The sequence below is a fragment of the Streptomyces sp. NPDC031265 genome (assembly GCF_055570295.1).
In genome coordinates, this window is the sequence record NZ_JBVIHM010000001.1 from 133,941 (window position 1) to 148,413 (window position 14,473).

The 14,473-nt window shown below is 72.2% G+C and carries 14 protein-coding genes and 1 tRNA gene; 5 read left to right on the forward strand and 10 right to left on the reverse strand.

Annotation, left to right across the window (positions count from 1 at the left end; all coding sequences use genetic code 11):
- Positions 1 to 33 precede the first annotated feature (33 nt).
- From ACZ499_RS00630 to ACZ499_RS00655, 6 genes are all read right to left on the reverse strand, one after another.
- Entirely contained in the window at positions 34 to 1,200 is a 1,167-nt protein-coding gene (locus ACZ499_RS00630) for a lipid-transfer protein (protein ID WP_468408282.1), read from the reverse strand.
- On the reverse strand, positions 1,197 to 1,613 hold the full coding sequence (locus tag ACZ499_RS00635) for a MaoC family dehydratase (protein ID WP_468670698.1): 417 nt from the start codon (positions 1,611 to 1,613) through the stop codon (positions 1,197 to 1,199). The genes ACZ499_RS00630 and ACZ499_RS00635 overlap by 4 nt, the downstream gene beginning before the upstream one ends.
- Positions 1,610 to 2,755: an acyl-CoA dehydrogenase family protein gene (locus ACZ499_RS00640; RefSeq protein ID WP_468670701.1), complete on the reverse strand. Its 1,146-nt coding sequence runs from the start codon at positions 2,753 to 2,755 to the stop codon at positions 1,610 to 1,612. Before ACZ499_RS00640 ends, ACZ499_RS00635 begins: the two co-directional genes overlap by 4 nt.
- Entirely contained in the window at positions 2,755 to 3,750 is a 996-nt protein-coding gene (locus ACZ499_RS00645; protein WP_468670702.1) for a bifunctional MaoC family dehydratase N-terminal/OB-fold nucleic acid binding domain-containing protein, read from the reverse strand. The genes ACZ499_RS00640 and ACZ499_RS00645 overlap by 1 nt, the downstream gene beginning before the upstream one ends.
- A 90-nt stretch (positions 3,751 to 3,840) precedes the next feature.
- Entirely contained in the window at positions 3,841 to 5,025 is a 1,185-nt protein-coding gene (locus ACZ499_RS00650) for an acyl-CoA dehydrogenase family protein (protein WP_468670705.1), read from the reverse strand.
- Positions 5,026 to 5,277: 252 nt separating this feature from the next.
- A complete protein-coding gene (locus tag ACZ499_RS00655) occupies positions 5,278 to 5,583 on the reverse strand; it encodes a hypothetical protein (protein ID WP_468670706.1) in 306 nt (101 codons plus the stop codon).
- Between the two features lie 502 nt (positions 5,584 to 6,085).
- Here ACZ499_RS00655 and ACZ499_RS00660 point away from each other — a divergent pair.
- Positions 6,086 to 7,141: a bifunctional DNA primase/polymerase gene (locus ACZ499_RS00660; protein ID WP_468670709.1), complete on the forward strand. Its 1,056-nt coding sequence runs from the start codon at positions 6,086 to 6,088 to the stop codon at positions 7,139 to 7,141.
- A gap of 46 nt (positions 7,142 to 7,187) precedes the next feature.
- Positions 7,188 to 7,316 (forward strand): hypothetical protein, encoded by a 129-nt coding sequence (locus tag ACZ499_RS00665; protein WP_468670711.1) that lies wholly within the window; start codon positions 7,188 to 7,190, stop codon positions 7,314 to 7,316.
- 135 nt (positions 7,317 to 7,451) lie between these two features.
- Here the strand turns inward: ACZ499_RS00665 and ACZ499_RS00670 are convergent.
- Together ACZ499_RS00670 and ACZ499_RS00675 are read right to left on the reverse strand one after the other, a co-directional pair.
- A tRNA-Ser gene (locus ACZ499_RS00670) sits at positions 7,452 to 7,536 on the reverse strand.
- Positions 7,537 to 7,674: 138 nt separating this feature from the next.
- The gene (locus ACZ499_RS00675) at positions 7,675 to 9,318 is read right to left on the reverse strand and encodes a S1C family serine protease (RefSeq protein ID WP_468670714.1); all 1,644 of its coding nucleotides are present in this window, start codon (positions 9,316 to 9,318) and stop codon (positions 7,675 to 7,677) included.
- 319 nt (positions 9,319 to 9,637) lie between these two features.
- Between ACZ499_RS00675 and ACZ499_RS00680 the strand changes: the two genes are divergently transcribed.
- From ACZ499_RS00680 to ACZ499_RS00690, 3 genes are all read left to right on the forward strand, one after another.
- Positions 9,638 to 10,465, forward strand: coding sequence for a glycerophosphodiester phosphodiesterase (locus ACZ499_RS00680; RefSeq protein WP_468670716.1), 828 nt, complete (start codon positions 9,638 to 9,640; stop codon positions 10,463 to 10,465).
- 154 nt (positions 10,466 to 10,619) lie between these two features.
- Entirely contained in the window at positions 10,620 to 11,255 is a 636-nt protein-coding gene (locus ACZ499_RS00685; RefSeq protein WP_468670719.1) for an ATP-binding protein, read from the forward strand.
- A 246-nt stretch (positions 11,256 to 11,501) separates the two neighbouring features.
- A complete protein-coding gene (locus ACZ499_RS00690) occupies positions 11,502 to 12,467 on the forward strand; it encodes a DUF5926 family protein (protein ID WP_468670721.1) in 966 nt (321 codons plus the stop codon).
- 218 nt (positions 12,468 to 12,685) lie between these two features.
- On the opposite strand, the gene ACZ499_RS00695 is transcribed toward ACZ499_RS00690, so the two are convergent.
- Positions 12,686 to 13,375: a hypothetical protein gene (locus tag ACZ499_RS00695; RefSeq protein WP_468670725.1), complete on the reverse strand. Its 690-nt coding sequence runs from the start codon at positions 13,373 to 13,375 to the stop codon at positions 12,686 to 12,688.
- Positions 13,376 to 13,567: 192 nt separating this feature from the next.
- Positions 13,568 to 14,251 carry a bifunctional DNA primase/polymerase gene (locus ACZ499_RS00700; RefSeq protein WP_468670727.1) on the reverse strand — a complete coding sequence of 228 codons (684 nt, stop codon included), beginning with the start codon at positions 14,249 to 14,251 and terminating at the stop codon, positions 13,568 to 13,570.
- Positions 14,252 to 14,473: the final 222 nt, after the last annotated feature.

A 14,473-nucleotide genomic window follows, 5' to 3' on the forward strand; every position in this document is an offset into this window, starting at 1 on the left:
CGCCCCGCGCCGCGCCGCGCCGCCCCGCCGCGTTCAGTCCTCCGTGCTCAGAACCAGCCCCGACGTCGGAACACCCGTGCCGGCCGTCACCAGCACCCGCCCGGCGCCCGGTATCTGATTGACCGCCAGTCCCCTGACCTGCCGGACCGCCTCCGCTATCCCGTTCATCCCGTGCAGATACGCCTCCCCCAGCTGTCCCCCGTGCGTGTTCAGCGGCAACGCGTCCGCCGCCACAAAATCCGCCGCCTCCCCCGCGCCGCAGAACCCGAACTCCTCCAGCTGCATCAGCACGAACGGGGTGAAGTGGTCGTACAGGATCGCCACATCGATCTCGGCCGGAGTGAGCCCGGACGTCCGCCAGAGCTGCCGCGCGACCACCCCCATCTCGGGCAGCCCGGTCAGACCGTCCCGGTAGAAACTCGTCATCCCCTCCTGTCTGCGGCCCGCCCCCTGTGCGGCCGCGGTGATCACGGCGGGCGGGCGGCGCAGATCCCGCGCCCGCTCGGCCGTCGTGACGACGATCGCCTGACCGCCATCCGTCTCCTGGCAGCAGTCGAGGAGCCGCAGCGGCTCCACGATCCATCGCGAGGCGGCGTGGTCGGCCAGCGTGATCGGCCTGCCGTAGAAGTACGCCGCCGGGTTGGTCGCCGCATGCCGCCGGTCGACGACGGCCACGTGCCCGAACGCCTCGGGCGTCAGTCCGTAGGCGTGCAGATAGCGCTGGGCGGCCATGGCGACCCAGGAGGCCGGAGTGAGCAGCCCGAACGGCAGGGACCAGCCGAGCGCCGCCCCCTCGGCGGACGGCTCCCGGTGCTGTACCCCGGACCCGAACCGCCGCCCCGAACGCTCGTTGAACGCCCGGTAGCAGACGACCACTTCCGCCACCCCCGAGGCCACCGCGAGCGCCGCCTGCTGGACGGTCGCGCACGCGGCGCCGCCGCCGTAGTGGATCCGCGAGAAGAACGACAGCTCACCGATGCCGGCCGCCTGCGCCACGGTGATCTCGGGGCTGGTGTCCATGGTGAACGTGACCATGCCGTCGACGTCGCCGGGGGTGAGCCCGGCGTCGTCGAGCGCGGCGCGCACCGCCTCCACCGCGAGCTTCAGCTCGCTGCGGCCCGAGTCCTTGGAGAACTCGGTCGCCCCTATCCCGGCGATCGCCGCCTTCCCCCCGAGCGAGTCGGCCCGCCGGACGCTCATACCGCCACCTCCCCGGCACCGCTCGCCCCGGCCCGGGGGAGTGCGACCGTCACGGTCCCGGTGACGTGGTGGCCCAGCCCGTTCGCCCCCACCACCCGCACCTCGGCCGTGTCCGCCTCCACTGCGGTGACCGTGCCCGTCAAGGTCATCGTGTCGCCGGGATGGTTGGGCGCCCCCAGCCGTATGCGCACCGAGCGCAGCCGTGACTCGGGACCGAAGTGGTCGGTGACGTAACGCCCGACCAGGCCGTTGGTGGTCAGGATGTTCATGAAGATGTCCGGGGACCCCTTCTCCTGGGCGAGCACCGCGTCGTGGTGTACGTCCTGGTAGTCGCGGGAGGCCACGGCCCCGGCGACTATCAGCGTCCGGGTGACCGGGATCTCCAGCGGTGGCAGCTCGTCGCCCGCTTTCATGCCGCGCCCTCCTCTCCGTCCTGCCCGACCTGCCCATCCAGTCCGACCTGTCCGTTCAAGGCGTCCTCCACCTCTCCGTCCGGGACACCCGTTGCGCCCTCTCCGTCGACGATCAACCCGCCAAGCTCCTCCAGCAGTTCGACGCCGCACCCCAGGTAGGCGTCGATCTGGCGTCCCCAGAGGAAATGCCGGTGCACCGGGTGCTCCAGGTCGGCGCCGAGTCCGCCGTGCAGATGCTGGCCCGTGTGGACGACCCTTCTGCCCGCCTCGGACGCCCACCAGGCCGCCGTCAGCGCGTGCGTGCGGTACGGCAGCGCCCGGTCGCGCCGCCAGGCCGCCTCGTACGAGGTCACCCGTATCGCCTCGGTCTCCATGTACGCGTCGGCCGCCCGCAGCAGGACCGCCTGGTTGGTCGAGAGCGGCCGCCCGAACTGCTCACGGGTGCCGGTGTGCTCCACCGCCCGTCCAAGCGACCCCGCGCACACGCCCGTCTGCAATCCGGCGAAGGCGGTACGGGCGGTCGCCAGCACGTCCTCGTACGCACCCGGCCCGGGCCCGCCGACCCGCTCGCCCCGCGCTCCCGAGAGCGTGAGCCGCCCGGCCGACCAGGGCGCGGTCGTCTCGACCGGCTCCGCCCGCGTCCCGGGCGCTCCCGTCCGTATCCACCACAACGCCCGCTCCGCGTCCGGCACCAGGACGTGCGTGGCATCCCGCAGCCAGGGGACCACCGGCACCACTCCGGTCAGCTCCCCTGTCGGCCCCCCGTCCGCCGAGGCCCGTACTCCGCCGTGCGCGGGGAAAGCGCCGGTCGCCACCGCGGTGCCGTCCCTCAGCGCCGGGAGCAGCCGGTCGCGTTGTTCCCCGGAGCCGTGGGCGGCCAGTGCCAGGACTCCGTAGACACAGCTCGCCGCGAACGGCACCTGGGCGGTGGTCCGGCCCTGCTCCTCCAGTGCGAGGACCAGCCCGAGCAGCCCCGTCTCCTCGACGGCCGCAGGCAGCCCCGCGCCGCACAGGGCCTTCCACAGCTCGGTGTCCGTCCCCGTCCCCGCGGCAGTGAGGCGCTCATGGGTGGACAGGTCCCCGAAGATCTCCCCGGCCAGCTCACGGACGGCCGACTGCTCCTCGGTGGGGGTGAAGTCCATCAGCCACCCTCACCCCCTCGGAACACCGGCAGCTCCGACTCCTCGTCGACTCGCAGGAATTCGAGCCGCACGGGCATCCCGACCCGCACCTTGTCGTACGGGACCCCCACCACGTTGCTGATCATCCGCACGCCCTCGGAAAGCTCGATCAGCCCCACCGCGTACGGGCCCGACCCGTCCCCATCGGGGTCGGCCGGGACGTCTCCACCCGCACCGGATCCCGCGCCGGTGGCGTCGGACACGGCGAACCCCGGGAATCGAGGGTGGTGCATCACCACGTATGAGAACACCGTCCCGGCGCCGCTCGCCTCCACCGTGTCCCACTCGGCCGCCCCGCATCCGTTGCACCCCGGCAGCCAGGGGAAGCGCAGCTCACCGCAGTCGGTGCAGCGCTGGATCAGCAGCTTGTGCGCGGCGACTCCGTCCCAGAACCCGGCGTTGTCCCGGTTGACGACCGGTTTCGGGCGCCGCCCCCTGGGTTTGCGACGCGCCGGGGCGTACTTGAGGATCCGGAAGCGGTGCGTGCCCGCGAGCTCGCCGTTCGCCCGCACGTCCATCCGCGTGGTGATGAAGTGGCCCGTTCCCAGCTTGGTGGTCTTCCGCTCCGAGACCGTCTCGATCACCGCGTCATAGGTGATCCGGTCGCCCGGGCGCAGCTCCCGTACGTACTCCTGCTCGCAGTCGGTCGCGACCACCGAGGTGAAACCGGCGCCGTCGAGCAGCGCGAACAGTTCGTCGTGGGCTCCCGAGCGGTCCGTGTGCCCCGAGAGGCCGCCCATCGTCCAGGCCTGGAGCATGGTCGGCGGCGCGATCGCGTCCGGTCCCCGGTAGGCCGGGTTGGTGTCGCCCATCGCCTCGCACCAGTGCCTGATCATCGGCTCGTTGACCAGGTCCTTGCCGACGCCCTCGCTCGCCGCCGACCTCCCCTCGTACGCCTTCAGACGCCCGTACAGCCCGCCCGGGTCCGTGCGCGCGGACGGCCCCTCCCCGCGCATGTTCCCCTCCTCCGGACCCGTAGGTCGCCTCTCTGAGCTCTCTGCGCCCGCAGACCGCCCCTCCGGGCGCGCGGACATGTTCTCGCTCACCTACCTCCGCCCCCTCTTCATCCCGAGCCGCATCGTGGCGACGATCTCCCGCTGCACCTCGCTCACCCCGCCCCCGAACGTGTTGATCTGTGCCGCCCTGTTCATCCGCTCCAGTTCCCCGTCCCCCACGGCGCCCGGCGAACCTCGCCGCAGCAGCGCCGCTTCCCCCGTGATCTCCTGGCACATTCGATACGCCTCGACGGCCGATTCGGTTCCCATGAACTTCACGCCGCTCGCGTCGCCGGGGGCCAGCGAACCCGCCCCCACATCCCCCACCAAACGCCAGTTGAGCAGGCGATTCGCCGCCAGCCGGGCATGCGTTTCGGCGATCCTGGATCGCACCCACGGCTCGTCAACCCTGCGCCGCCCGCTCACCGGATCGGGGGTACGGGCGCGGGCGAGCGCCGCCTCGTAGAAATCCTCGGCCTGCATGCCGATCGCGGCGAGCGCGACCCGCTCGTGGTTGAGCTGGTTGGTGATCAGCCCCCATCCGCCGTTCTCCTCGCCGACCAGGTTCCCGGCCGGAACGCGGATCCCGTCGTAGTACGTGGCCGTCGTGGTCAGGCCGCCCACGGTGCGGATCGGCGTCCACGAGAAGCCCGGCGCGTCGGTCGGGACCAGGATGATCGAGATGCCCCGGTGCTTGGGCGCGGAGGGGTCCGTGCGGCAGGCGAGCCAGATCCAGTCGGCGTTCTGGGCGTTGGAGGTGAAGATCTTCTGGCCTTCGACCAGCCAGTCCTCGCCGTCCCGTACGGCCCGGGTCCGCAGCGAGGCGAGGTCGGTACCGGCCTCCGGCTCGCTGTAGCCGATGGCGAAGACGAGGTCGCCTGCGAGGATCCGGGGCAGGAAGTACCTCTTCTGCTCCTCGGTCCCGTACCGCATCAGGGTCGGCCCGACCGTGTTCAGCGTGACCATCGAGACGGGGGCGCCCGCGCGGTACGCCTCGTCGAAGAAGACGAACTGCTCGTCGGGGCCGCGCCCCTGGCCGCCGTACTCGACGGGCCAGCCGAGCCCCAGCATCCCGTCGGCGCCGATGCGCCGGAGCAGGGCGCGCTGCGCCGCCGGATCACCGTCCGCCGGATCGCCACCGTGCGCGGCGACGGCGCCGTCCGGCATCAAGGCGCGGAAGTACGAGCGGAGTTCGGCGCGCAGACACTGCTGGCGTTCGGTCGGGGCGAGGTGCACGGCGGCGGCCTCCGGAGTCCGGACGTACGCTTACGGGTCGGGGTTTCTGACTGTCCGTCAGATGTGGCTCTCCTGTCAATGCTCATGCCAGTGCCTGCGCCAGTGCCGGTACCTCTGCCTGCGCCCGCGCCCGTACCCCTGCCGCCCGGCGCCATCCGGACACACGACTGCCCGGGTGGCCGCGCCGCAGCGCCGCCACCCGGGCAGTCGTTCACCCCATTGACCCTGACCCCGACCCCGAGGGGCCCCGGCTCACCAGAGGTTGGTGAAGTTGACCGACACGTTGTCCTGACGGATCGCCGTGAAGGCGGAGCCGTTCACCTGGGCGGTATTGCTCTGGTTCGAGGCGCCCGACCCCACCGCCTGCTGCTGCGTGGTGGACGAGTTCCCCTTGTTGTCGTGCCCGACGCCGCTCCCGCTGACGGTCGCCACGGCCGCGTTCGATCTGTGGCCCGCGAAGGAACCGTTGTCCGCGGCGGCCACCCCCGTGAAGAGCCCCACTGCGAGAGGCAGGGCGGCGACGGCGGCGATGACGCGGGCGGTACGGATGCTTGCCATGTCTATTCCTCCAGGAACCAGAAGTACGGCTTGCCCCAGGGAAGTTGGCCGACCGCCCCGGACGCTGCTGCGACGTCGCGACATCAGAATTGCCCACCGAATCCCCATCGAACCAGCCCAGTCGGTACGTTTCGCTCGCAAGCGTGAGGACATGTCGATAAACCACCAATGCGCTTCCAAAACCCCAGAGCCCCCCTGCCGCCCCAGGCGCACCGCGCCACACACCGGCCCCCAGGGGAGAAGAAGCGTTTCGGCGCACTTTCGGCCAATCTTCCACGCCACTCTGCTGTCACCGGGATGGCGGGCAGCCGTACCCCGCCTGCCACACACCCGTCCCCCGTCCCGCCCGAGCCCGTGTTCGCCCGGCGCGGGCCCCGGATCGGTTCAGCCCGCACCCCGCCTCCGCCCGGTCGCACCCAACCCACGGACGCTCCCCGCCCCTCTTGGAACCCGAACCGTTTCCCGCTTCCTTTTTTCGAACACTCGTACGAACATGGAAGGCATGGCCACCATCGACCGGCATGCCTCCACCCTGGCCCTCGCCCACGCTCTCTCCGTCGCCGAGCGCGGGCTCCCCGTCATTCCGCTGTCCCGTTCCAAGCTCCCCGCGCTGCGCTCGCCGCACCACGACGAGCCGCAGCCCGCCCTCTGCCGGGGCGAGTGCGGGCTGCCGGGGCACGGGGTGCACGACGCGACCACGGACCCGGCGGCGGTACGCGCGCTGTTCGCGGCCGCGCCCTGGGCCACCGGGTACGGCATCGCCTGCGGGCGGCCTCCGCACCACCTCATCGGGATCGATCTGGACACGATGAAGCCGGTCCAGGCGGAGCACGGGGCGACAGACGTACCGGTGGGAGCGGCGGCGGCCTCGGCTCCGGGGCCGACTCCGGGGTCTGGGGCGGATTCGCCGACGGGGACGGCGGCAGGGGCGTCGGTTCCGCCCCAGCGCGAGCCGGGGGCGGTGCGGCCGTCGCCGCCGTCGCCCTTCATGCCGCTCGCCGCCGACCCGCCGCCCGAGTCCGTGGCGGCCCTCCAACACCTGGCGCTGCGGCACCTGTTCACGATCCCGGAGACCGTCGTCGTGATCACGCCGAGCGGCGGGCGGCACATCTGGCTGACCGGTCCGCCCGACCGGGTCGTCCCCAACTCCGCGAGCCGGCTCGCACCCGGTATCGACGTCCGGGGCGCGGGCGGCTATCTGGTCGGCCCCGGCTCGCTGACCAGCAACGGCGTCTACCGGCTCGCCCCGGGCACGGCCCATCTGGCACCCGCTCCCTGCCCCGACGCGCTTCTCGATCTGCTCACGCCCCCGGCGCGCGCCCACCCACCCCGGGCGTACGGCACGGAACGGGGCCATGGCCTGGTGCAGTTCGTCCTCGCCGCTCACGAGGGCCAGCGCAACACCCGCCTCTTCTGGGCCGCCTGCCGCGCCTACGAGAACGGCATCGGCGACGCCCTGGCCGACCGCCTCACCGCCGCCGCGGTCCACACCGGCCTCACCGAGCGGGAGGCGCGGGCGACGATCGCGTCGGCGGCGCGGCTGACGGCGGCGTACTGAGGAGCAGTCGCGCACGCGGGGGTACGAAACAAAGGCGTACGCAGGAGTGCGGCTGTCACACAAGAACCAGGTCAGCGACAAGACCGCGCTGTACGCGGGCGCCACGGGCGCCACGGCCCTCGGCGCCGCCGGCTTCACCCTGCTGCGCCGCCGCCGCGCCGCGGGCAGCGTCTGATCCCGTACGGGCCGGGCGCCTCGACGTAGAGACTCGACGTCAAGAGGCGCCCCGGATCAGAACCCCGGATCAAAAAAGAGGTGCCCCGGATTTCCGGGGCACCTCTTTTTTCACAGGCCGTACGGCCCGTACACGCGGTGGGTGTGGGATTTGAACCCACGGTGACTCGCGCCACGACGGTTTTCAAGACCGTTCCCTTAGGCCGCTCGGGCAACCCACCCTTTCCCCGGGCCGACCGGCGGCGGGGCGGCTACAGCCTAGCGGAGGGCCATCGTGGTGCGGAGGCCCGGCCGGGGGATCGGCCGGGCTCCCGTGGCAGTTGCCGGGGTTGCTCGGGCAGTTGCCGTGTCGGCCGTGGTCAGCTGTCGCCCATGCGCTCGCCCAGGGTGACCGTGACCGTCGCCTCCTTGCCGTCGCGCTTGTACGTCAGCTGGACCTGGTCGCCCGGCTTGTGCGTCCAGATCTCACTGATCAGGGTCGGGCCGCTGTCGATCACCGTGTCGCCGAACTTGGTGATGACATCGCCGGGCTTGAGGCCCGCCTTGTCCGCCGGGCCGCCGGACACCACGGCCGCGGCGCCGCCGGACGCCTGCGGGGAGATCTTGGCGCCCTGGCCCTTCTCGTCCATGGCGACGGTCGCGCCGATCACCGGGTAGACCGGCTTGCCGGTCTTGATGAGCTGCTCCGCCACGTTCTTCGCCTGGTTGACCGGGATCGCGAAGCCCAGGCCGATCGAGCCCGCCTGCGACTGGCCGAAGCCGCCGCTGCCGGCCGACTGGATGGCCGAGTTGATGCCGATGACCGCGCCGCGCGAATCGAGCAGCGGGCCGCCCGAGTTGCCCGGGTTGATGGAGGCGTCGGTCTGGAGGGCGCTCATGTACGACGCCTTGGAGTTGGCGCCGTCGCTGGACGACACCGGGCGGTTCTTGGCGCTGATGATGCCCGTGGTGACGGTATTGGAGAGGCCGAAGGGCGCGCCGATCGCGATGGTCGAGTCACCGACGGCCACCTGGTCCGAGTTCCCGAGGGCGAGCGGGATCAGGTTGGACGGGGCGTTCTTGAGCTTGATGACGGCCACGTCGTAGCCCTGCGCCCGGCCGACCACCTCGGCGTCGTACTTCTTGCCGTTGGAGAACGTCGCCGTCAGCTTGCCGTTGTTGGCGGCGGAGGCCACCACGTGGTTGTTGGTGACGATGTGGCCCTCCCGGTCGTAGACGAAGCCGGTACCGGTGCCGCCCTCGCCGTCGCCGCCCTGCGCCTCGATCGTCACGACGCTCGGCAGCGCCTTCGCGGCGACCGCCGCGACCGTGCCCGGGTCGCGCTTGAAGTCCTTCGGGGCGTCGGACGCCGAGACCGTGGTCGAGCCGCCGGAGCCGTCCTCGCGGTCCGCCGCCCAGTAGCCGATGGCACCGCCGACGCCGCCCGCGACCAGCGCGGCCACCAGGACGGCCGCGACCAGGCCGCCGCGGCGACGGCGCGGGCCCTGCGGCTCGGGCACGGGCGCGCCCCATACCGGGCCGCCGCCTCCGCCGCCGTAGGCGGGCAGCGCTGGCGGGGGCGTCGGCCAGCCGCCGCCCGGCGCCTGCGGGGCGGGCCCCTGCGCGTGCGTGGCGGGCGCCCCGCCGTACGGCTCGGCCGGCACCGGGCCGGGCAACTGCGCGGTGACCGGCTCGTGCGCGGACTCCTGCGCGGAGACCGGCTCATGTACAGGGGTCGCTTCCTGCTCGCTCGCCGCCCCCGGCGCGTCCGTCGGCTCGGGCGTCGCGCGCGTGGCCGCGGGTTCGGCGTACGTAGCGGCGGACTCCGGCGTCGCGCGCGTGGCCGCGGGCCCGGCCGCCGAGGACGGCGCCACCGGCCCGGCCTGCGGGGTGGCGTGCTCAGCCGCATGGGACGGCGCCGCAGCCTCCTCGGACGTCACGGGAGGGGCGGGAGGCGCGGGCGGTGCTGACGACGGGGCAGGCGGGACGGCCGGGGCCGCGGTGCCCTCGTTCTCGGTGCTCACAGCTCTCTCTCCTCGGTTCCACTCAGTCTCGGGGTCGGTATGTTTCGACTTGGGGACGCGACACCGACCATGGTGCGTCAGGGGTCCGACAATCGCGTATCGCACGATGCGGACGTGTGCACATGTCAGCCCTCAGCTTTTCCCACAAGCTGTCAGGCCACTGTAAGCAGGAGCTGTGTATTCGTGCTCCCGTCCACAGGACGGCGCCCACAAGGCGCCGGCTACGGGGACCGACGCCGGCCGCCGGACAGCGCACCCGGCCCCGAGGCGCCCGCCCGCAAGCCGCCCCTCACCCCCGTCGCAGTGGCACGATGACGCGGTGACCCAAGCACGGCAGCACGACAGTCATACGCCCCACCGGGCCTCCATCCAGGTGGTCGCCCACCGCGGTGCCTCCGAGGACGCGCCCGAGCACACCCTCGCCGCGTACGTGAAGGCCATCGAGGACGGTGCGGACGCCCTTGAGTGCGACGTCCGGCTCACCGCCGACGGCCATCTCGTCTGCGTCCACGACCGCCGCGTCAACCGGACCTCCAACGGCCGCGGCGCCGTCTCCGCCCTGGAGCTCTCCGAGCTCTCGGCGCTCGACTTCGGCTCCTGGAAGGACAGCGAGGAGAGCCCGGACTGGGGCGACCCGTCCTTCATCTCCGTCCTCACCCTCGAACGGCTCCTGGAACTCGTCGCCGACTCGGGCCGCCGCATCGAGCTGGCCATCGAGACGAAACACCCCACCCGCTGGGCCGGGCAGGTCGAGGACCGGCTGCTGCACCTGCTCAAGCGCTTCGGAATGGCCGGACCGCCGCCGGCCGGCGAGACCTCGCCCGTACGCATCATGAGCTTCTCCGCGCGCTCCCTGCACCGCGTCGCGGCGGCCGCGCCGGACATCCCGACCGTCTACCTGATGCAGTTCCTGTCGCCCCGGCTGCGCGACGGGCGGCTGCCCGCGGGGGCGCGGATCGCGGGCCCCGGCATGCGGATCGTCCGCAATCACCCCGGCTACATCGACCGGTTGCACGCGGCGGGCCACCAGGTCCACGTCTGGACGGTGAACGAGCCGGAGGACGTCGAACTGTGCGTACGCCTCGGGGTCGAGGCCATCATCACCAACCGTCCGAAGCAGGTCCTCCACCAGCTGGGCCGCCTCTGAGGCAGTTGCGCGGGACATCCTCAGGGCCTCTCGGAGCGCGGTACCAGGGCCGCAGGAGCGCCGCTTCCTTTGTCGCCCTCCCCACTCCCTGTCACCCGTAATACTGGTGACAGGGAGTGCACCGGCGCGTTCGGTCCGTATTCGATCGTTACGAGTGCGTCACCGGACGCCGGTTGGCCGGTTTCCGGTCCAGTCCATTGGGGCATCCACACCGTGGCGTGGGGTGAAGGAGGTCTCGGGGGTGGCGTTGGTGGTGGCACAGGAGGTGCCCACGTCGTCGAGCATGGCCGTGCCCCACGGCCCTGCGGGCGTGGGCAAGGCAAGACACCGGATGCGCGAGCAACTGCTCGGCAGCGGGGTGTCGGAGCCGGTCGTGGACGATGCCGTACTGGTCCTTTCCGAACTGCTCAGCAATGCCTGCCGGCACGGTAGGCCGCTGGGGCACGCGGACGTGGGTGACGGAGACGTCCGAGCCGCCTGGCGTGTCGACAAGGCGGGTCGGCTGACGGTCGAAGTGACCGACGGCGGCGGCCCGACCAGGCCGATTCCGGCCACGCCCTCGGTCACCGCGCGCGGGGGCCGCGGTCTGAACATCATCAGCGCGCTCGCCCAGGACTGGGGCGTCCGGGACAGCGCGTCCGGTGAGGTGACCGTCTGGGTGATCATCACCGCCGGATACGACCGCGCACCGGGGCGCGAGAACGGCCGCGGGCCCGCCCCGGACGGCTTCGTCGGGCGCGTGGCGATGCCCGGACTGGATTTCGCGGACGCCTTCGACGACCTGAACTGAGCTCCCGGGCGCCGTCGGGGCATGTACCGAGCCGCAGGGCGGCGCGTCGACGGCCTGGACTGAGCCCCACCGCCGGACGGGACCGCCGGAGCGCCCGCACCGCGAGCCCAGCCGCACGGCCCACCCCCGAACGCGAACCGCACCGTACGACTTGCACCGAGGCGTACGTCGTGCGCCGACCGGTACGACTAGGCTCGCGCCCGACACAGCGACACCGCACCACCGCAGCCGGGAGAGAGCCACACCATGGCCAAGAAGCGCCCCCAGACGAAGGCCGCCGCGCCGCAGCTCAAGGACGGGGAGGTTCCGGTCGTCGGGGCCCGCGAGCCCTGCCCGTGCGGCTCCGGCCGCCGCTACAAGGCCTGTCACGGCCGGGCCGCCTCGCACGCCGTGACCGAGCTGGTCCAGCGCCCGTTCGAGGGCCTGACGGGCGAGTGCGACTGGGTCGCGCTGCGCGAGCTGGTCCCCGCCGCGACCGTCGAACTCACCCTCAAGGACGGGCTGCCCGAGGGCGTGCCGTCCGTGACGCTCGCGACCGTCCTGCCGATGGCGTGGCCCGCGCTGCGCCGCGACGACGGCTCCGTGCTGCTCGGCCTGCAGAACGACACGCCGTCCGGCGACATCAGCCGCGACCTGGCGGACACGCTCACGCGCGCGTTGACGACGGAGCCGGGTACGCCGGTCGCCGCCCAGCGCGTCGACCCGCAGGGCCCCCGGCTCCAGGACCTGCTGGACCCGGCCGCCGCGTTCGAGCCCGCCGTGCACAGCGGGTTCGAGTTCTGGGTGCCGGACGCGGAGAACGCCACCCCGGAGGTGTCCGCCTCCCTGGAGCGCGCCAACGCGGCCGCGATCCCGACCGTACGGCTCAAGTCGGTCGACTCCTCCTACTGGTGCGAGACGCCCGAGAAGAACCACCTCCGGTGGGTCATGCCGCACGCTGAGGAGCGCCTTCTGGACGCGCTCGCCCGGCTGCACGCGGCCGGCACCTCCTCGCTCGGCGAGGGCACCCGGCTCGTCGGCTCCTTCCGGGCGCACGGTCTGACCGTTCCGGTCTGGGACCTGCCGAGCTCGATGACGGCCGAGGAGTGCGAGAAGCCGGCCGCCGCGTTCGCGGAGCGGCTGACGGCGGCGCTGGCGGACGAGTCGCCGCTCACACCGGAGGAGCGCAGGGCGCGCGGCGGCCTCACCAACCGCCAGGTGACCTTGAGCTGAGAGTGACCATTCCTGTCACGGGACAGGTGACCCGCGTCACAACTCCCGGTAGTCGCAGATAAATCGGTGTCCGAATAACCGAGATCGAATTTGCGAATGACAGATCTCTTGTTACCGTTCTAAGAGCCCGGTCGCTGGTGCATCCCCCGTCGCCAGCGATCGGGCCCTTCCATTTCCCCTTCCGGTTCGCCGCACGCGCCCACGTGGCCACTTTCCGCTCAACGAGCCGTGTCCGCCGCCGAGTTGAGCGCCGCGCCGTCGGCAGTATTGGACCCGGAACGCAGCAGCAGAGGTGCTTCCTCGCCCGTTCCGGCGAACTCCGCGACCGCCGAGTACGCGCCAGGTTTTCCCCTCGAAGGCCCTCTCGGGGTCTCACACACTCCCGGTTGATCTCCCGCACCGACGGCACAGTTCGTCTGTACGGTGTGGCCGCCCGGCCCCATCAGGGTGAGCACCGAGCGCAACCGTCCGCCCGTGGCATTGCGGTAGTAGGCGCGCGCCCAGGCATCGCGGCCCTCGGTCAGCACACAGGTCTGCGCCTCGACGCCGTCGGGCGAGACCAGTTCGGGCCCGCAGTGGGCGGCCGGCTCGGCGGACGCACCGCCCACGCGCGCGTGGGGAGCCTGCTTCGCGTCGTCCGGTACGGAGCCGGAGCCACCGGACCGAGCGGAATCGCGCCCACCGGAAGCGGACCCACCGGATTCGGTCCCTACGGAATCGGACCCCGTGGAGTCGGCCGGCCCGGAGCCCGCCGCCACCGCAGGGGTGGGGTCGGCCCGGGCGGGATCGCCGCCCGATGACTCGGCCCCCGTCGGATCCGGCTCTTCGACCGGTCCGGCCGAAGCCGCCAGCGGCAGCAGCGCCGCGAACACCACCACGGCCCCGATACCGATCATGCGGAGGTTCACGGCGGCCCACCCATCCCATGGAATTCCTGCGGTGGGCCGAAGATAGCGACGGAAACCGGGCGCCCGGTGATCCGCGCGCCCGTTTCCCGTACAAGTGGGGCGCTCTCACACCCGAATGAGTGACACCACGCTCCGGCGGGAACTCGGCACGCGTCCCGTTCGCTGACCCAGTACGCGGACCGGGTCGCCGGCTCAGTACGCGAGCCGGGACCCGCCGTCCGGTGCGCTGGTCGACGCCGCGACCAGCGCGTCCACCACCGCCTCCACGTCCGGCAGCCAGGGCTTGGCCGTGCCCGGCAGCGGAGCCCGCTCCCAGCGCACCTGCCCCTTGCCCGTCTCGGACGGGGGCAGCACCAGATATCCGCCCTCTCCGTGGAAACGGAGCGAACTCGGCACCCAGTCCTTGGAGTAGAGGAGGTCACCCAGACGTTCCAACGAGTACGGAGCGACCAGCAGCGACCACCGGGTGGGCGTCGCCACCACCGGGCCGAGCCGGATGCCCATCTCGTCGAGCACCGTGAGCGCCCGCGCCCCGGCAACCGCCGGGAGACTCACCGCGCACGGCGCCCTGTCACCCGTCGCGAGGAGCACGGGCGCTGCCGGGCGGTTGGTCCACCACCAGCGCACCAGGCGTTCGTCGGTCGAGGCCGCGAGCAGCCCCGGGTCGAAGGGGTGCGCCCCCGGGACGGCGCAATCGGGGTCGGGACAGGCACAGCCGCGGCCCCGGTCACCGCGGCCGCCGGCCGCCTTGAGTCCCACACCTGGGAGTACGGGCCATTTCCACTCGGTCGCGCAGGTCAGCGCGGCGCCAAGCTGAGCAGCCCTTTCACTGCGCCGGAACCGGAGCCTGCGTCGCCTTCCGAGGATCTCGCGCATGAGCGCTCGTTCCTTTCCGTTGAACGCCGAGGTCCACATCACACCATGTGTGCATCACTTCACTGCGCGTATATGCTCTGTGAGCTCTGCGAGCCTGCGGTACGGGTAACCCGTCAGGACCGAACGTGGGCTGTGACCATTAAAAGCATGGCGAGGGGTGGCGCGCGCCTGGCGCTTGCCGTCCCTTGTGCAAAAACCCCGCCACTCGGGGATGGGGCGCGG